Source organism: Corynebacterium auriscanis (assembly GCF_030408435.1).
Taxonomy (GTDB): Bacteria; Actinomycetota; Actinomycetes; order Mycobacteriales; family Mycobacteriaceae; genus Corynebacterium; species Corynebacterium auriscanis.
On sequence record NZ_CP047046.1, the window covers coordinates 2,361,348 to 2,378,211 of the forward strand.

The 16,864-nt window shown below is 59.8% G+C and carries 12 protein-coding genes, 1 tRNA gene and 1 pseudogene; 4 read left to right on the plus strand and 10 right to left on the minus strand.

Going from position 1 to position 16,864, the window contains the following annotated elements:
* Window positions 1–205 precede the first annotated feature (205 nt).
* Window positions 206–970 (plus strand): annotated as a pseudogene (locus CAURIC_RS11105) (helix-turn-helix domain-containing protein); the annotation flags it as partial.
* A gap of 75 nt (window positions 971–1,045) precedes the next feature.
* Here the strand turns inward: CAURIC_RS11105 and CAURIC_RS10090 are convergent.
* Window positions 1,046–1,121, minus strand: a tRNA-Thr gene (locus CAURIC_RS10090).
* A gap of 293 nt (window positions 1,122–1,414) precedes the next feature.
* Window positions 1,415–2,611: a DNA polymerase III subunit delta' gene (locus CAURIC_RS10095; RefSeq protein ID WP_035113525.1), complete on the minus strand. Its 1,197-nt coding sequence runs from the start codon at window positions 2,609–2,611 to the stop codon at window positions 1,415–1,417.
* Between the two features lie 165 nt (window positions 2,612–2,776).
* On the opposite strand from CAURIC_RS10095, the gene CAURIC_RS10100 reads away from it, so the two are divergent.
* Window positions 2,777–4,303, plus strand: coding sequence for an adenylate/guanylate cyclase domain-containing protein (locus tag CAURIC_RS10100; protein ID WP_035113524.1), 1,527 nt, complete (start codon window positions 2,777–2,779; stop codon window positions 4,301–4,303).
* A 67-nt stretch (window positions 4,304–4,370) separates the two neighbouring features.
* Here the strand turns inward: CAURIC_RS10100 and CAURIC_RS10105 are convergent, their stop codons facing one another.
* From CAURIC_RS10105 to cspE, 4 genes are all read right to left on the minus strand, one after another.
* Complete coding sequence (locus CAURIC_RS10105; RefSeq protein WP_084588115.1) at window positions 4,371–5,297, minus strand: CoA transferase; 927 nt, start codon at window positions 5,295–5,297, stop codon at window positions 4,371–4,373.
* 19 nt (window positions 5,298–5,316) lie between these two features.
* Entirely contained in the window at window positions 5,317–6,468 is a 1,152-nt protein-coding gene (locus tag CAURIC_RS10110; RefSeq protein WP_035113523.1) for an acyl-CoA dehydrogenase family protein, read from the minus strand.
* Window positions 6,469–6,696: 228 nt separating this feature from the next.
* Entirely contained in the window at window positions 6,697–9,726 is a 3,030-nt protein-coding gene (gene topA / locus CAURIC_RS10115) for a type I DNA topoisomerase (protein ID WP_035113522.1), read from the minus strand.
* Between the two features lie 381 nt (window positions 9,727–10,107).
* Window positions 10,108–10,311, minus strand: coding sequence for a transcription antiterminator/RNA stability regulator CspE (gene cspE / locus CAURIC_RS10120; protein ID WP_013889346.1), 204 nt, complete (start codon window positions 10,309–10,311; stop codon window positions 10,108–10,110).
* A gap of 252 nt (window positions 10,312–10,563) precedes the next feature.
* Between cspE and CAURIC_RS10125 the strand changes: the two genes are divergently transcribed.
* Entirely contained in the window at window positions 10,564–12,918 is a 2,355-nt protein-coding gene (locus CAURIC_RS10125; RefSeq protein ID WP_035113521.1) for a DEAD/DEAH box helicase, read from the plus strand.
* A gap of 226 nt (window positions 12,919–13,144) precedes the next feature.
* Complete coding sequence (locus CAURIC_RS10130) at window positions 13,145–14,518, plus strand: lipase family protein (protein ID WP_290182741.1); 1,374 nt, start codon at window positions 13,145–13,147, stop codon at window positions 14,516–14,518.
* A 53-nt stretch (window positions 14,519–14,571) separates the two neighbouring features.
* Here the strand turns inward: CAURIC_RS10130 and CAURIC_RS10135 are convergent, their stop codons facing one another.
* The 4 genes from CAURIC_RS10135 to CAURIC_RS10150 form a co-directional block, all read right to left on the minus strand.
* Complete coding sequence (locus CAURIC_RS10135; RefSeq protein ID WP_035113520.1) at window positions 14,572–14,880, minus strand: Rv3654c family TadE-like protein; 309 nt, start codon at window positions 14,878–14,880, stop codon at window positions 14,572–14,574.
* Window positions 14,881–14,983: 103 nt separating this feature from the next.
* Window positions 14,984–15,289: a hypothetical protein gene (locus CAURIC_RS10140; RefSeq protein WP_035113519.1), complete on the minus strand. Its 306-nt coding sequence runs from the start codon at window positions 15,287–15,289 to the stop codon at window positions 14,984–14,986.
* Window positions 15,290–15,298: 9 nt separating this feature from the next.
* Window positions 15,299–15,652, minus strand: a complete 354-nt coding sequence (locus CAURIC_RS11110; RefSeq protein WP_412766401.1) for a DUF4244 domain-containing protein — start codon at window positions 15,650–15,652, stop codon at window positions 15,299–15,301.
* Window positions 15,653–15,762: 110 nt separating this feature from the next.
* The gene (locus CAURIC_RS10150; RefSeq protein ID WP_290182745.1) at window positions 15,763–16,845 is read right to left on the minus strand and encodes a type II secretion system F family protein; all 1,083 of its coding nucleotides are present in this window, start codon (window positions 16,843–16,845) and stop codon (window positions 15,763–15,765) included.
* Between the last annotated feature and the right edge of the window lie 19 nt (window positions 16,846–16,864).

Below are 16,864 nucleotides of genomic sequence, written 5' to 3' on the forward strand. Positions count from 1 at the left end.
CGGTTGATACCGAGCTCTGCTGATGCTGCGTTCAGCGAGAGGTCCCCATTGTTCTCATAGAGAGCCACAGCATCGCATGTGAACTATTCAGAGTACCTAGACATGGTGGTAGATTACCTTTCTTCCCAGCCCGACTGGAATGGATATCAGGTGTCCACCAAAAAGGGGTCAGGTCCGTTCGAAGTTGCTCGCCGTAATCCGCCACTTCAAACGCTCCCGGCAATGGATCTATACCCTCATTAAGCGCTACCACGCCGGCGGACCTGATGCGGTACTGCCACAATCCACCGCGCCATGATCCACACCCAACAAAACCACCGACGCGACCATCAAAAACATCATCGCAATCCGCCGAGAACTCACCGCCAAAGGCGCAGACAACGGCCCCGAAACAATCGCCTGGGTCCTAACCCAACGCGGAATTTACGCCCCTGCCGAATCCACCATCCGTCGCATCCTGACTTAACAAGGGTTGGTGACCCCGCAACCAACCAAACGACCTAAAACATCCCTACGACGCTTCGAAGCGACCCTGCCCAACGAATGCTGGCAGGCCGATGTCACCTACATCCGACTCCGCAACGGCAAAGCCATCGATGTCCTTGACTTCCTCGACGATCACTCCCGATACCTGCTCTATCTCGTCGCACCCCACACCAAGCCTACGAAGCCCTACCTAAAGCATCACCCCAACCTCTTGTTACCGAAGTCAACCCGGTACGCAACGACAAAGTCGACCAAGCAGGCCGCATCACACTCCGATTCGCCGCCGAAATGAGATACCTCGGCATTGGCCGCGCCCACACAGGAACACGCACACTAACCGCCATCACCGGCACCCACGCCCCTAACATCCAACGCCGACACCGGCGAAATCATCGTCGAACACAGCATCGACACCGGCCGTCGCTACCAACCCAACCTGGTCAAGAACACCCGCCCCACTCAAACACAAACGCCGCAGAGCTAGAACAGTGTTCTAACCCTGCGACGCAAAATAACCATGTCGCGACTTACGATGTCAACTATGTCCCGACTGATCACATGGAGCCGCTTGCGAGAATCGAACTCGCGACCTTTTCATTACGAGTGAAACGCTCTGCCGACTGAGCTAAAGCGGCGCATACAAGCAGTTCTAATGGCGGACGGCTGAGCACTGAGGGCGCTCGCGATCCTGATAGAACTTCAGGTACGAAGCGTAATCCTAGCGGATGTGGTTCATACGAACAAAACCGATGGTGGCTTTCCCCCACTCCTGCACATTCGACCTCCTCGAGCGCTCACCGCACGGCCGTGATCGCGGCATCACAGTGCCCCCTCCCCCAGATCGACTCAGCCAAACCACCCCGCGCAGCTGCCCAGCCAAGCAACTCTGGACGGCTGCTCAGCCAAACCACCCCGCACAGCTATTCCGCTAGACGACCCCACAGCACTGCTGCAAGCGCCCCGCGAGTGCCATCAAAGCCAGCTCCGGCTTCACATTCGATAGCAATCGCTGCCGGCACTCCGTCACAGCATCAATGCATCTCACCAACGCGGCCCCAGAGTTCCGACGCGCTAATTCGCGCGCCGTGGCCGCCATGTCCGGGTGTTGGAACCCACCCACAGGTTCATCGCCAGCCACCGCATCCGTGGCCAGCATCATCGCATCACGGTACAACCCCGCGATGTCGATGAGCGCCAGATCCAAGCTTTCACCCGATTGACGGGTGCGGCGCATCTTCTGCTTGCGCTCCAGCTCCGCGACCGCACCCGCAGACCCTCTCTGGGCTCTCGCCGCCCCTTTTCCTTTGGCCCCCACCCCGTACGCATCCTCGAGGTCCTCACGCTCGCGCTGGTCGCGGTCTGCCATGAGGCTCTCAGCCTCCTCCTGAGCTTTCGCCACCAGCTCTCCCACATAGCGATATAGTTTCGCGGGCTCATAAACCAACTGGGGCACTTTCAGCGCCGCCGCGCGCTTCGCCCGGGCTTTCTCATCCCTTGCTAAATGACGGGCCCTGCCGATATGCCCACCGGAAACACCCGCGGCCCACCGAGCTTGTTCTGGAGTGAGGTCCAAGGTGGCGTCGGATAAAAGAACCCCCTCCACAGCCTCCGGCGACGGCGTAGGGATGTAGACGTGGCGACAGCGCGACCGCAGGGTAATAGAGATATCCGTTGGGTCAGTAGAGGGCGCGCACAGGACAAAGAACGTACTTGCCGGGGGTTCCTCGACAGACTTCAACAGTGAATTGGAACCCGCGGAGTTGAGCCGATCAGCGTGCTCCACCACAATCACACGGCGACGACCCACTGTGGGAAGCTTCGCAGCATCCGAAATGACCTCACGAACCTTATCGGCGTGGATCCACACCCCATCCGTACTCACCCAAATCACATCCGGATGGGTGCCTGCATTCACCATCCGGCACTGCTCGCACTGCCCACACCCATCGTTCGGGCACACCAAGGCCGCCGCGAATGCCTTCGCCGCAATGGACCGGCCCGAACCCGGCGGTCCGGTAAACAACCACGAATGAGTCAACGCCTGCGGATCCACCACAGCCTGATGCAGCTGTTCACGCACGTCCGGGGCGGTGATGGTGGCGAAAACACCGTCGTTGCTCGTCATGACTACCCAGTGTAGTCACGGGTTCCGACACCGCCGCAGACAACGGACGCTGGCGCAATTACCGTGCTCCGGCACGCCCCCTGCCACCGACGTTCCACGAATCACTTCCCACCCCTTCGCACAACCTTTAGTGCAGGCTGGTGCACAACCATTACTCTGTTAAGCATGAAACAATTCATTCGCTACCTGTCCTGGGCCTGGGGAACCTCCTGGCCCTTGTACGCAGCGATGATTTTGTTTACTAACGTCATCGGCGCATTGGGTGTGGCCACGTTCCTCCGCTTCCTGATTCCGCTGCCCGCGGCCCGGAACCTGATGAAGTTGGACCCCACGACCGCCACCCTGTATGCGCTGTACTTTGCACTGGCGGTTGTCGCGGGCGTAATCACAACCCTTGTATTCTTCGCGCCTGTTTTACGGTGGCAGCGCAATCCCACGGCCTACGACCCGAACATGATGCGCAATCTTGTCCTGCGCATCCCTTTCCTGCAGACGATCACCGGTGCTGTGTTGTGGTTCATCGGAGTAATCCTGTTCACCGTGGTGGCCGCGAGGTATTCGCCCGAGTGGGCAATCACAGTGGCCGTGACCTCGACATTCGGCGGATTCATGGTCGGCCTGGTCACCTACATGGTCGCCGAGCGCCTGGTCCGGCCCATTGCTGCGCGCGCTCTCCAGCGCGGCACATTGGAGCAATCCCGCCCCGCCCCGCTGTCACGGCGCCTCATGATGACGTGGCTGATGACCTCCGCCGTTCCCGTCGTGGGCATGATGCTGCTGATCTTCGGACAAGCCCGCGGTTTCTTCCCCGTCGATGGCGATGAACTGCTGCCAGCCCTGTTGGCGCTTGGTATCACCACTTTGCTCAGCGGCTTTTCGGGCACGTTCCTGTTTGCGATGGCTGTAGCAGACCCCATCCGCGAGTTGCAGTATGCCATTAACCGCGTGCGCCGCGGGTCCGTGGATACCACCGTCCGCATCTACGATTCTTCAGAAATCGGCGTGCTCCAGGCCGGTTTCAACGAGATGATGCGCGGTCTGCGCGAACGCCAGCGCGTCAGCGACCTGTTCGGCCGTTACGTGGGCACGGAGGTCGCCCGGCGCGCCCTCGAGGAGAAACCCGAACTGGGCGGAGAGGCCCGGCAGGTAGCCGTCCTTTTCGTCGACGTCATCGGCTCCACTGGCTTTGCCGCGCAGCGCTCCCCAGAACACGTCGTGAAGGCCCTCAACGGCTTCTTCGATCGTGTGGTTGATGTCATCCACTCGAACAAGGGCATCATCAACAAGTTCGAAGGCGATGCGGCTCTGGCCGTATTCGGCGCTCCTTTCCCCCTGGAGGACTCGGCGGGCCATGCCCTCGCCGCGGCTCGCGAACTACAACAGCAACTTCGCGGATTGGAATTCGAAGCGGGCATTGGCGTGGCTGCCGGGTCAGTCGTTGCAGGTCACATCGGCGCTCGTGACCGCTTTGAGTACACCGTTATTGGCGACGCCGTGAATCAAGCCGCTCGCATTACTGACCTGGCGAAGGAAACCCCCGGCCGCGTGCTCACCAGTGCTGCCACCCTGCGCACCGCTAATGAGGCCGAGCAGCGCCGATGGACGCTCATGAAGTCCGTAGAGCTACGCGGGCGCCGAGAGATGACACAGCTGGCCCGCCCGCTACGCGAAACGATGGCTGAGGGTACCTAGCTTTCCCTGCAGGTGCCCTTTTGTGTGCGGTGCCTAGCCGTTCACATAGCATCGCTATTCACGGCAATTAACCCTTCACTGCTGTGATGGGCAGCCCGTGCTTCCGCGCCCAAGCTTCCCACCACTGCGCGGGCTTGGTGGCGAACAAATCCGCTAGGGCCTGCGCCGAGACATCCCTCAGCTCACTCGCTAGCTCATCGGCCGCGACCGCCTGCATGAACCCATTCACAAAGTGCGGTTCCAACAGCGCCACGGCCACCCATCCCTCCGCCGCCGGGTACAGCGAATACTGTGGCAACGAGCCACCCAGCAACCCGTCTGTCATCAACCCGAAGCGCGCGGGTTCACCGAAGACCTCCGCCATCCCGGCCAGGGCCACCTCCCGGTACGTGCCCTCACCGGTGATGTGGGTTTCGTATAGTGCGGCCATTGCCTCGACCACCGCGCGTTCCGACCCAGCCATATCCGCCACGGGAATCCGCGGCATGATTGGGTTTCCCTCTACGTCCCGGCTCAAGGTCCCCGCATCCGCTTGATACGTCAGGTCGTGCCCGGCCACATCGGCACCCTCCCCGGCGTGCCCCACGATCGCCACCTGGCTCAGCCGGGGGAAGCGTGCATGCAGGTCTTCCCACCCCAAGCCCATGCGTTCCAGGGCCGCAGGACGCTGGGAAGTCAGCAAGATGTCGGCATCCACCAGTAGCTCCTGCAGTGCTGTCATCCCCTTCGAATCCTTCAAATTCAGGGCAACTATGGACTGCGTTTCCGTCATTTCCTCGTAATACTGCGGACAGTACTGCGCCATCGGATCCCCGGACGGCGCCTCTACCTTGGTCACATCACCGCCGAGTTCAGCCAGGCGTCGAGCGGCTAAAGGCCCTGGCAGGTTCGGCGCCAAGCTCACGACTGTAAACGCCAAACCCTCCCCCGCCCGCGGTGCTGCCGTGCCTGCTGCAGTCGTACCGGCAGTCTGTTCTTCTCGCTGTGTAGTCATATTCTTTTCTTCCCGACGCCTACAGGTCCCTGGAGATGAGTTCCTTCATAATCTCGTTGGTGCCGCCGTAGATTTTCTGCACGCGAGCATCGGCGTACGCCCGGGCAATGGGATACTCAAGCATGTAACCGTAGCCACCGAAGAGCTGCAAGCAACGGTCAATGATCTCCACCTGCTTGTCGGTGGCCAAGCACTTCACGGCCGATGCGGTGGCGGGATCCAGCTTGCCAGCCACATGCTGCTGAATGCAGTGATCCACGAAGGTTCGCACTGCCAGGGCTTCCGTAGCGCATTCCGCCAGCTCAAAACGGGTGTTCTGGAAGGAAAACACGGGCTTCCCAAAAGCATCGCGCTGCTTGGTGTATTCAATCGTTTGCTGAATAGCGGCCTCCGCAGCCGCGATTGCCCCGATTGCGATGGAAAGCCGCTCTTGCGGAAGCTGCTGCATGAGGTAGATGAAGCCCTGCCCCTCTTCGCCCAGCAGGTTACCGGCGGGAACTCGCATATCTTGGAAGAAAAGTTCACGCGTATCTTGGCCCTTCATACCAATCTTGTTGAGCACGCGACCCCGGCTGAAACCTTCCAAGTCCTTGGTCTCAATGGCGACGAGGGAGATCCCGGCATGCCCGGCCCCTCCCGTACGGCATACAACGATAATGAGATCCGCGTGCGATCCATTCGTGATGAAGGTTTTTGAGCCGTTGATGACGTAGTCATCCCCATCGCGTTTCGCAGTCGTTTTGATCCCTTGCAGATCAGAGCCCGTACCGGGTTCCGTCATAGCAATAGCGCCCACGTACTCGCCCGAAGCTAGCTTGGGCAACCAACGCTTCTTTTGCTCTTCCGTGGCGTAATTCGTGAAGTACGGAGCCACGATGCCCGAATGCACAAAGTTTCCGAACGAGGAATCGCCCACGTACGCCTGCTCGTACTGCACAACGGCTTCGTGGGCGAAGCTACCCCCACCGCCACCGAATTCCTCCGGCACGGACAAACACAATAGGCCGGCGCTTCCTGCTTTGGTCCACAAATCCCGATCAACTTGTTGGTTGCGGGCCCATTTTTCGAAGTGCGGCACGGATTCCCGGTTAAAGAATTCCCGCGTAAGTACTGCAAGACTGTCCAGGTCGTCCGTCATCCAGGGCGAGCGGTAGTCAGTGATAAAAGACATTGGGCAACACCTCATGAAGCTGCAAACGTTATTTTGCAGGCAACACTAGTTCCCGTCCGCGACACCCGCAGCCGGTTTCAGTAAATTGCCCCGGCACACGACGGCGCGTCAGTACCCCACTACTGCTACACCCATTCGTGCCGCGCTCAGCCACACTGCGCGAATTCATGCGGGAGACCGCACCATCCCGCTTCCGAAGCGCCCCGTGCCACGTCGGGAGCCGGCAGCCTAGCGAGAGCGCTTAACGGTCCGTTTCGTCAATGTTGGGGGCGCTTTCTTCGTGGCTTTCTTTCCTGTTGACTTCGTTACAGCCTTTTTAGCGGCCTTCTTCGTCCCGGTTTTCGCCGTCTTCTTCGTGGTCTTCTTCGCAGACTTACGCGCGGACTTCGCCGGGGCCGTGCCTTCCGCATCCATCTTCGCGCGACGCTCGCTGAGCAGCTCATTCGCGCGCGCGTCCGTCATCGTCTCCGGCGTATCGCCCTTACGCAGGGAAGCATTGGTCGTGCCGTCCGTAACATAAGCACCGAACCGGCCTTCCTTCACGCTCATCGGCTTGCCCGATACGTCGTTATCGCCGAGCTGCTTCAGCGGTGGCTTGGCTGCTGCCCGTCCACGTCGCTTTGGCTCGGCATAGATACGACGAGCTTCATCCAACGTGACGGTGAAGATCTGCTCTTCCTTGTCCAAGGAACGCGAGTCGCTACCCTTCTTCAGGTACGGGCCGAACCGCCCGTTTTGCGCGGTGATCAGTTCCCCATCCGACGGGTCCACGCCAACTTCGCGTGGCAAACTCATCAGCTTCAATGCTTCATCCAGTGTGACGGTTGCCGGTTCCATATCGGAGAACAGCGAAGCGGTCTTGGGCTTCAGTGATGCCTCCACCAGCTCCTTAACACGCTTAGCTTTCTGGTTTTGAGCGGTCTTCGTCTCACGGGAGAGCGGCCTTTTACCCTCGGCCTCGCGCTCGCGGTCTTGCTCATCCCGCTCGGCTTCCCACTGCGCTTCGGCCTTCGTCACAGCCTGGGCTTCCTCGTCTTCCCCCAGCAGCTCGGTGACATAAGGACCGTAGCGCCCCTCGCGCGCCACGATCGTACGCCCGGATTCAGGGTTAACGCCCAACTCACGGCCGCCTTGCGGGGTGGCGAACAGCTTCTCCGCAACCCCCAATGTCAACCCGTCGGGAGTCATAGATTCCGGTAAGTTAGCCCGCTGAACTTCCGGCTCCGTGCCTTCCGGCGCGCCCGCGGGAACCGGCTTCACGCGCTCCAGGTAGGGGCCATAACGGCCCACGCGAACCACAATCGGGTTCCCCTCGGCGTCGTCGAAAAGGTGCAGTGAGTTCACGCGACGAGCATCAATCTGCTCCAAGTTATCACCCACGATGTGCTGCAAACCGCCCTGGCGCGGGATGGCAGATGAGGGGGAATTCTTATCGCGTGATTCGTCGCCGAAGTAGAACCCGCGCAACCAACTTGCGCGATCCGTGCGGCCTTCGGCGATGGCATCCAACTCGTCTTCCATCGCCGAGGTGAAGTCGTAATCCACCAGGGACCCAAAGTTCTGCTCCAGAAGGCCCACCACGGCGAATGCCACCCACGACGGAACCAGCGCATTGCCACGTGGCAGCACATAACCACGATCTTGGATGGTGCGGATGATGGAGGCATACGTCGATGGACGGCCGATACCCAGCTCTTCCATCCTTTTCACCAACGACGCCTCGTTGTACCGTGCCGGGGGGTTGGTGGTGTGACCCTCGGCGGAAACCTCACGAGCCTTCAGGGCATCACCCTGCGACATGACAGGCAGGCGCTTTTCGGCATTATCGGCCACGTCCTTGCCATCACCCGTGGAGCTGAACTCCACATATGCCTTCAAGAATCCAGGAAAGGTCAACGTACGACCCGTTGCCGTGAATTCCACGTCTTGTGTATCCACGCCGGGGATGTCCGTGGTCTTGGACGACGAACCTGCTACCGTCACCTTCATCGACATGCCCTTGGCGTCGGCCATCTGCGAAGCCACAGTGCGCTGCCAAATCAGCTCGTACAGCTTGTATTCCTCGGCATCGAGTTGCCCCGACAGCTGCCCCGGGGTGGCGAAAGTCTCACCGGCCGGACGAATCGCCTCGTGGGCTTCCTGGGAGTTCTTGACCTTGCGGTTGTATTGACGTGGTGCATCTGCGACGAACTTCGCGCCGTACAACTCCTTAGCCTGGGCGCGAGCGGCTTGCATACCGGACTGACTCAACGTGGTGGAGTCCGTACGCATATAGGTAATGTGTCCGTTTTCGTACAGACGTTGCGCAATTCGCATGGTGCGCTCCGAAGTGAAGCGCAGCTTACGCGCGGCCTCCTGTTGCAGGGTCGAGGTCATAAACGGTGGGTACGGGCGGCGGGTGTAGGGCTTTTCCTCTACCCCGCGCACCTGCAGATCAGAACCAGTGAGGTCCTCGGCCAGCGCCGTGGCGGAACCACCATCCAGGATGACCGCATCAGACTTCAACGTGCCGTCGTCTGCGAAATCGCGACCTTGCGCGACGCGCTTTCCACCAACGGTAGCCAAGCGGGCTTCGAAATGATCGGGTTCACCGTCCAGCCCGCCGGCCTGCAGGATCAATTGAGCTGCAAGATCCCAATACTCAGCGGAGACAAATGCCATGCGCTCGCGCTCGCGCTCGACAATGACCCGGGTAGCCACCGACTGCACACGACCTGCGGATAGGCGTGGCATAACCTTTTTCCACAGCACCGGGGAAACCTCGTAGCCGTACAAACGATCCAGCACGCGACGGGCTTCCTGAGCTTCAACCAGATCCTGATCCAACTCGCGGGTATCTTGCGCCGCAGCCAAAATGGCCGGCTTCGTGATCTCGTGAAACACCATGCGGCGTACCGGAACCTTAGGCTTTAGTACCTCCAGCAGGTGCCAGGCAATGGCCTCGCCCTCACGGTCGGGGTCGGTAGCCAAGTACAGTTCGTCAACCTGCTTCAGCTTGCTCTTGAGGTCGGAAACCTTCTTCTTCTTATCGGCGCTGACAACGTAGAGAGGTTCGAAATCGTTGTTGACATTGACGCCCAGGCGCGCCCACGGCTCTTTCTTATACTTGGCCGGGACATCGGCGGCACCCCGGGGAAGATCGCGGATGTGTCCAACAGAAGCTTCGACGATGTAATTGGGGCCCAGATAGGGAGCGATCTTGCGAGCCTTCGTCGCAGACTCCACAATCACCAGACGCTTGAGATCGTCCTTAGCCATTAGTGTTGCTCACGCTTCCTAACTTCACCGAATCACAGGGGCAGGGTTATCCCCTCATTATTTACCTTATGTATAACGCCTACCATGAAGGTTTTTCATACTGGCCTTCGCGTCTCGCCACAAAACCCTACCTGGCTACCCCCGTTGCACTAACGCACATTCGCATCTGCTGAGTGCGCAGGGCGTCGAGATAAAAGAAGGATAAGCAGAGCGAAAGCAGCGGGCGAGAGCACGTAGAACACACAAAACCGCCCAGCCACTACCGATTCAAAGGAGATCCTTTAATCGGGCGGACTGAGCGGCCAGCCGGGCAATAACGTCTTGAGAATTAGTTTTATCGCAACAGTTAAAGCATGAGGCTTTGGGCAAGGCGGTTAAGCCTTAGAGAGCAGTGACGTTCTGGGCCTGCGGGCCCTTCGCGCCTTCACCGATCTCGAATTCGACCTTCTGATTTTCTTCGAGAGTGCGGAATCCATTGCCCTGGATCTCGGAGTAGTGGACGAAGACGTCTGCGGAGCCGTCTTCAGGGGCGATGAATCCAAAGCCCTTTTCCGCGTTGAACCACTTAACGGTTCCCTGTGCCATTTTCTAACCTAACTGTTGTGAAAGCTCGTTCCCCGTCCAGCGATACGCAAACTTCATTATTGAAGCCGACGACCACAGGAACTACGCACGGAAATACTTCTACCGTGGCTTTATGAGAACGTCTCCACAGTCTGCCACGCAGTGAAGCTTTGCGGGCCAACGGCAGCACAAGCCGTTTTTCACTAAGCCCGTGACATGCACTAATGTATTTTTTCTACCCCCGTATGGGGAATCGCGGACTGGAGGTGCAGCATGACAGCGGTCGAAAACCGGGGATCGAATGCTGGACTAGGCGACGAAGTACTCAGCGAACTGCGACGCGCCCTGACACGCTCTACCTGTACTCACGTAAAACACATTCCCGCGCGCGCATCGAAACCCGCGGAGTGGCCAGATTGGGCGGCGCCGTCGTTGGTGGAGTATCTAGTCCAGGAGGGTATTCAGCAGCCGTGGAGCCACCAGGTGGAGATGGCGCAGCACATCGCGGCTGGCCGGGATGTGGTCTGCGCAACCGGGACGGCTTCCGGAAAGAGTTTGGGTTATCAGCTGCCGATTCTGAGCGACCTAGCGAAGCCGGGGAATTCGGCTAGCGCCTTGTACATCAGCCCGACGAAGGCTTTGGCGCAGGACCAGCGGGCAACGATCGCGCAGATGTGTGTGGAGTGCGACGAATTATCCGATGTGGTGGTGGCGACCTACGACGGCGATACCCCGCCGGAAGCCCGCCGAGTCATTCGCGACCAAGCACAGGTCATCGTAACCAACCCCGACATGCTGCACGCTTCGATCCTGGGGAATCCACAGGTGTGGGGGCGCTTTTTGCGCAGCTTGAAGTTCATCGTCGTCGACGAGTGCCATACGTATCGCGGTGTATTCGGCGCGCACGTTTCGCTAGTGTTGCGGCGACTATTGCGGTTATGCCAGATGCGCCCGGTGGTTGCGCTGGCCAGTGCGACAAGCGTAGATCCGGCGGAACATGCGCGCCGACTGACCGGACGGGCCGATATTCGGGCCGTCACTGAGGATGGCTCCCCCACTGGTTCGACGACGGTAGCCCTGTGGGAGCCGGGGTTGTTGCCACAGGTCGAAGGGGAAAACGGCGCGCCCGTTCGCCGTGCCGCCAATACGGAGGCGGCCGAGATCATGGGGCGCGTTATCGCCCACGGTGCGCGCACGTTGACTTTCACCCGATCGCGACGCGGGGCGGAAACTGTGGCAATGGGGGCGGCGGAGCAATTGTCATCCATGGGCCGGGCGGCCGATGCGGTACGCGTGGCGGCTTATCGCGCGGGCTACACCGCAGAAGATCGGCGCGCACTGGAACAACGGCTAGATAACGGCGAATTGTTGGGCGTGGCTAGTACGAATGCCTTAGAGTTGGGCATCGACGTGGGCGGGTTGGATTGTGTGATCAGTAGTGGTTTCCCGGGCACGATAGCCAGCTTCCGACAGCAAGCCGGGCGGGCAGGGCGGCGCGGCCAGTCCGCGCTGGTCATGATGGTCGGTGCAGACGACCCGATGGATACTTACCTAGTTCACCACCCCGAGGCACTGCTGGACCGCCCGGTGGAAAATACCGTTTTCGACCCCACTAATCCTTATGTCTTGGCCGATCATTTGGTGTGCGCTGCTGCCGAAAAGCCTTTATCCGACGCCGAAGTGGCACAGTGGCAAGGCGAACACGTCGTGGAACAGTTGATCGCAGCCGGGCGACTGAAGCGCCGGCCCAAGGGGATTTTTGCCAACCTTACGGTGGCTAAAGATGTGCACGCGGGCATCTCCATCCGCGGCGGGGCGGTGAAATCGGTAGCCATTGTGGAATCAACGACGGGCAAGCTTCTGGGCGAGGTCGATGCGGGACGGGCCGTCAATGACGTCCACTCGGGTGCCGTGTATTTACACCAGGGCGATACCTATGTGGTCGATGCGCTGGATTTGGAAGCAAACGTGGCATGGGTGCGCGCGGATTACCCGGAGTACACCACGCAGGTGGTGCGGGAGACGGACATTCGGGTTGTCCGTACCCGCCGCACTCAGTGTTTGGCTGATGGGGTGTGGCTGGCAGACGTGGATGTGGAGGTCTCTCACACGGTGACCGGTTACCGGAAACGTCTACCCGGCGGAGAAATCTTGGAAGTTGTTCCATTGGACGTGCCACCGGAGCGGCTGTTTACCCGCGCAGTGGCGTACACGGTGGATCCCGAAGTTTTGCGAAGCAGTATGGGATTACCCGAGCCCACGTGGCCAGGTGCTTTACACGCGGCCGAGCATGCCGCGATTGGAATGCTGCCCCTGATTGCAACGTGTGACCGCTGGGATATCGGCGGGGTGTCTACCGTGCTGCACCACGATACGGGCTTGCCCACTGTGTTCGTCTACGACGGGTATGCCGGTGGCGCCGGGTTCGCTGAACGCGGTTTTGAAGCTTTCAGCCGGTGGATGCAGGTCACGAAGGAAACCGTGGAAGCATGTGAATGCTCCAGCGGGTGCCCCTCCTGCGTGCAGTCCCCCAAGTGCGGCAACGGTAATGAGCCTCTGTTCAAGGCAGGCGCGGTGGAGGTGCTGACATTCCTCGCGGACGCTTCTAGGGCGAGCGGACAGGTGTAGGCGCCCGGCGAGGCAGGGACGCAATGCGCCCCGTTACCGATCACCGATGCACGCAGCGACGACATGCAATTATTTGCCCGCACGATGGGACCCGTTACCGATCGCCGTTGTTCGCAGCGACGAGATATGAGCGCCGGAGAACGTGGCTTGACTTGGCACGAGCCAAAGGTGCCCAGCACCTCACGATTCCCCACATCGAGAGATCTGTGCTGTTACATTGTTTTTTATGGGAAACACTTTTGCTTCGGTAGGTTCTTTGACGTTGGTAAAGACTTCTGCTTCGAATGCACGTGGACTGCGCCGACCAGTCTTATCATTCATCACAGCCACCGCTTTGCTGAGCTGTGGCGTTGCCACCTCGGTTGCACCTGCTGTTGCTAGTACGGGTTCTGCGCAGACCCTGGGCTCAGTAGCGGATTTCACCCCGCGGTCAGCGGTAAAGCTGGGCAAGCCGATGCACAAACCCGCTGCATTCCCCACTACCCCAATTGATAGTGGACTACAGATCGGTTCCCTGCCTGCAACCACCGGCCAGCCCATGAATCTGGCCCCATTGGATGCGCGGGTGGGTTTGAGTGGGGCGTCGAAACAATATAGGTTCTCCTATTCCACGACGAACCAGCACGGCAGGGTAGCGCCCTCGACGGCTGCGGTGTTTCTCCCTCAGGGGAAAATGCCGCCAGGTGGTTGGCCCGTCCTAGCATGGGCGCACGGAACTGTTGGTCTTGGTGATAATTGTACCCCTTCGATGAACCCGCGTTCAGAACGGGACGCGCGCTATCTCAATCATTGGTTATCTCAAGGATATGCGATTATTGCTTCAGATTACGCAGGTCAGGGCACCGATGGGTTGATGAGCTACCTTAACGGCAAATCCACTGCTGCCAATGTGGTGGATTCCGTGATTGCCGCGCGGAAGTTGGAACCCCTACAGGGGAAACTAGCGAAGCGTTGGGCGGTGATCGGGCAATCGCAAGGTGGTGGCGCGGCGCTGCATGTGGCTCAGCGCGCAACGAAGGCCAGCCGGTCGGCCGGTATTGATTTCCGTGGGACGGTCGCCACGGGATCGCCGGCTTATATCGAAAACATTGTTCTGGCTGGCGGGCCGACGTTCCCGCCGGTGGTCTTGCCGACGGGGTTGAATGTTTATGCGCTGTACATCATGGCAGCAATCAGGGAGGCGCGACCGGACCTCAACGTGGATCAGATCCTCACGGACGAGGGCAAGCAGATGGTGACGTGGGCCGAGGCCGCGTGTTATACCCAGATGGCCGACGCGGTTGACGGCACGAATGTGGCACGCGCATTCAAAAAGCCGGTCCGGAGCATCCCGGGGATTCAGCGGGCACTCACAGCTCACATGGCAACAGCCACGACCGGGTATGACAAGCCGGTGATCGTGGGTCACGGACTGAAGGACAAAGACGTACCCACCCCGATCGGCTTGGTACTGAATTCCGAGATGTGGCTGAACCAGTTCACCGCTTCACCACGTAACAAGCGAGTAGTTGTTCGTTGGTATCCGACCGATCACGGTGGAACAGTGTATGCCTCTATGAAGGATTCCACGCCATTCCTCAAAAGAATCATGAAGCATTAACCGGCAAGGAAATCCTGATGCATTAGCTAACCCAGATAACCCAGATAACCCAGCTAACCCACGGGCCCCGCAAGGGCAGATGCGGAACCGCTGCGCCGCTGATTTACGGTCACTGTCACGCGAACGAATTCGGCTTCGATCTGACACTCACGCACCGACGCATGGTTTAACCCCGCAATGGTGTTGGCAACCGCACACGGATCATCACCGCCGGCCAACAGGTCGGTGGCCGCCGACAGCGCTGCCAGGTCGGCCGCCACCGTCGCTTTCTGTCGTGCCATAAGATCCGTCGTACCCACGGCCACGTACATCACCACACTCAGCACCGCGAGAATCACCGTTGCGCCGTAGGTGGTGCTCACAAGATGCTCCTTTCGATCGGTTCTAATTCCCCCTGGGCTTCGCCATTCTCGTGGCTTCAGCCATTTTTATGGGTTTCAACTCTCTGTGCCCGTTCACCGCACCCTATTCCGTCGGTTCGGCAACCACCACGGCTCCCGCACTGACATCCATCAGGGGTGCATCCTTGCTCACGGTCACTCGCACCACCGGCAATTCCCCTACACGGTCGTGGCTAACCTGCACGCGGGCTTCCGGATCGCGCTGTACCACGTATGCCTGCGCATCCTGCCCCAATGCCCCGGCGCGAGCCGCATCCCTGGCCAACGCCTGCGCAGCTGAATGCTCCGCTAACGTCACAAACCCGGATACGGCCCCGGCCGCCACCAAGGTCATCGCGCTAAGAACGATGGCGCCTTCAACGGTGTTCATGAGCCAGTGCTACCGCCGGTTACCTTGTTGCAGCGCCTTTTCAAAAATTCCGCTCAACGCTTGCTCTACCGTGTCCGACGTCACCACCGTGTACAGGAGCGCCCCCAGCGCCGCGGCAGCCACGCATCCCAGCGCATATTCGATGGTCGACATGCCCCTTTCGTCTGCCATGTACCCCCTTATCGCCTCCACCAGCTTGTGGAAAGCCGTTGGTTCTTTTCCCGACGCCTCCCCGCGCTCCCCTTCATGTTCTTGCTGGGCAATCGCGTGCGTGCCGGTGGAGATGTGCGCGGATGGATCGAGGGCGTCGGTGTAAGAATCCTGGTTCATCGTGCCTGTGTTGATTGCTGTTTGAGCGTTCATGATCGTTGTCCTTTCGTGCAATGTTTCGGTTGGGTTGTGGATTGAAGGTTGACTGACCTGGTCCATGATCGACAGCCCCAGGTTGTGTGGATTGGTGATCGCCCGCCGCATTAGATTCCCGCCAGGCCTATCGCCAAGGGCAATAGGCCCACCACCACAAACATCGGCAGGAAGCACAAGGTCAAAGGTGCAGCCAACACGACTAACATCTTTTCGGCAGCTGCCGTGACTTCGTTGTTCGCGTGTTGCCGCAGTCGTTGCGCCTGCGCCCCTGCCCCCACGGTGAGGGCAGTTCCCGATCGCGTCTGTTGCAAGGCTTGCCTGGCCACGGGGCCAAAACCGGAGTGAGTCTTCAAGCTCTCCCACGCCTGAGTAGCAGCCCCCATATCCAATAGGTGCCCCACTGTAAAAACGACCCGATCAGGTTCAGCCAGTGTGACGGGGTCCCACTGCTGGGTCATCACCATCCACGCCCGATTGGTAGGCATCCCCACCTGCAATGCTGCAGTGAAGATGTCCAGCCCACGGGCAATATCGAGGGAAGTTAAGCCGGCATGGCTGTCGGGGCCGGCTCGGCTTCCCCCGCCTACGAACTTCCACTGCGATTGCGTGAGGAATTCCGTCCACTGCACCCCTGCGCATCCCAAAAGCGATCCCACTAGTAGCAGCACCGCCCCCAGGGGGTTATGGATGAAAAATCGCGGGGTATCCAACCCCATGGTTTGCCCCAGCACCACCGCACCAATCGGAAGGGCCAGCAGCACGGTGACTGTCAGCCGCGCACCTGCCATCGCGGACTCGTACTTCTCTCGGCGCTCCAAGGCGGCGTCGATATCCATGGCATATGCTTCGGCCAGCACCGATAGCGGAATTCCCCGCTCCGTGGCGATGCCCCACAGTTGGCGGAAGTAACCCAGTTCGCCCCCGCCGATCTGCAAGCGATATCGCGCCACCAGCTGCTGCGCGCGAAGTGCTATGTCCGCATCCTCTATGAAGAGCCCGGCCGCCAGAACCGCGTCTTCCGGATTCGCTCCCGCCTGGGATTCCCTAGCCACGGCCCCCACGAATTCCCGTTCGAGCTCTACCTCCTGACGGGCCCGTTTGTCCTTCAGCATCCGCCGGACCACGCGGTAGACCACTAAACCCCACATCATCAGCACGGCTGCGCCGACCGTCGCGTTAATCATCGACATCACCCCCCCTTTCTCTTAA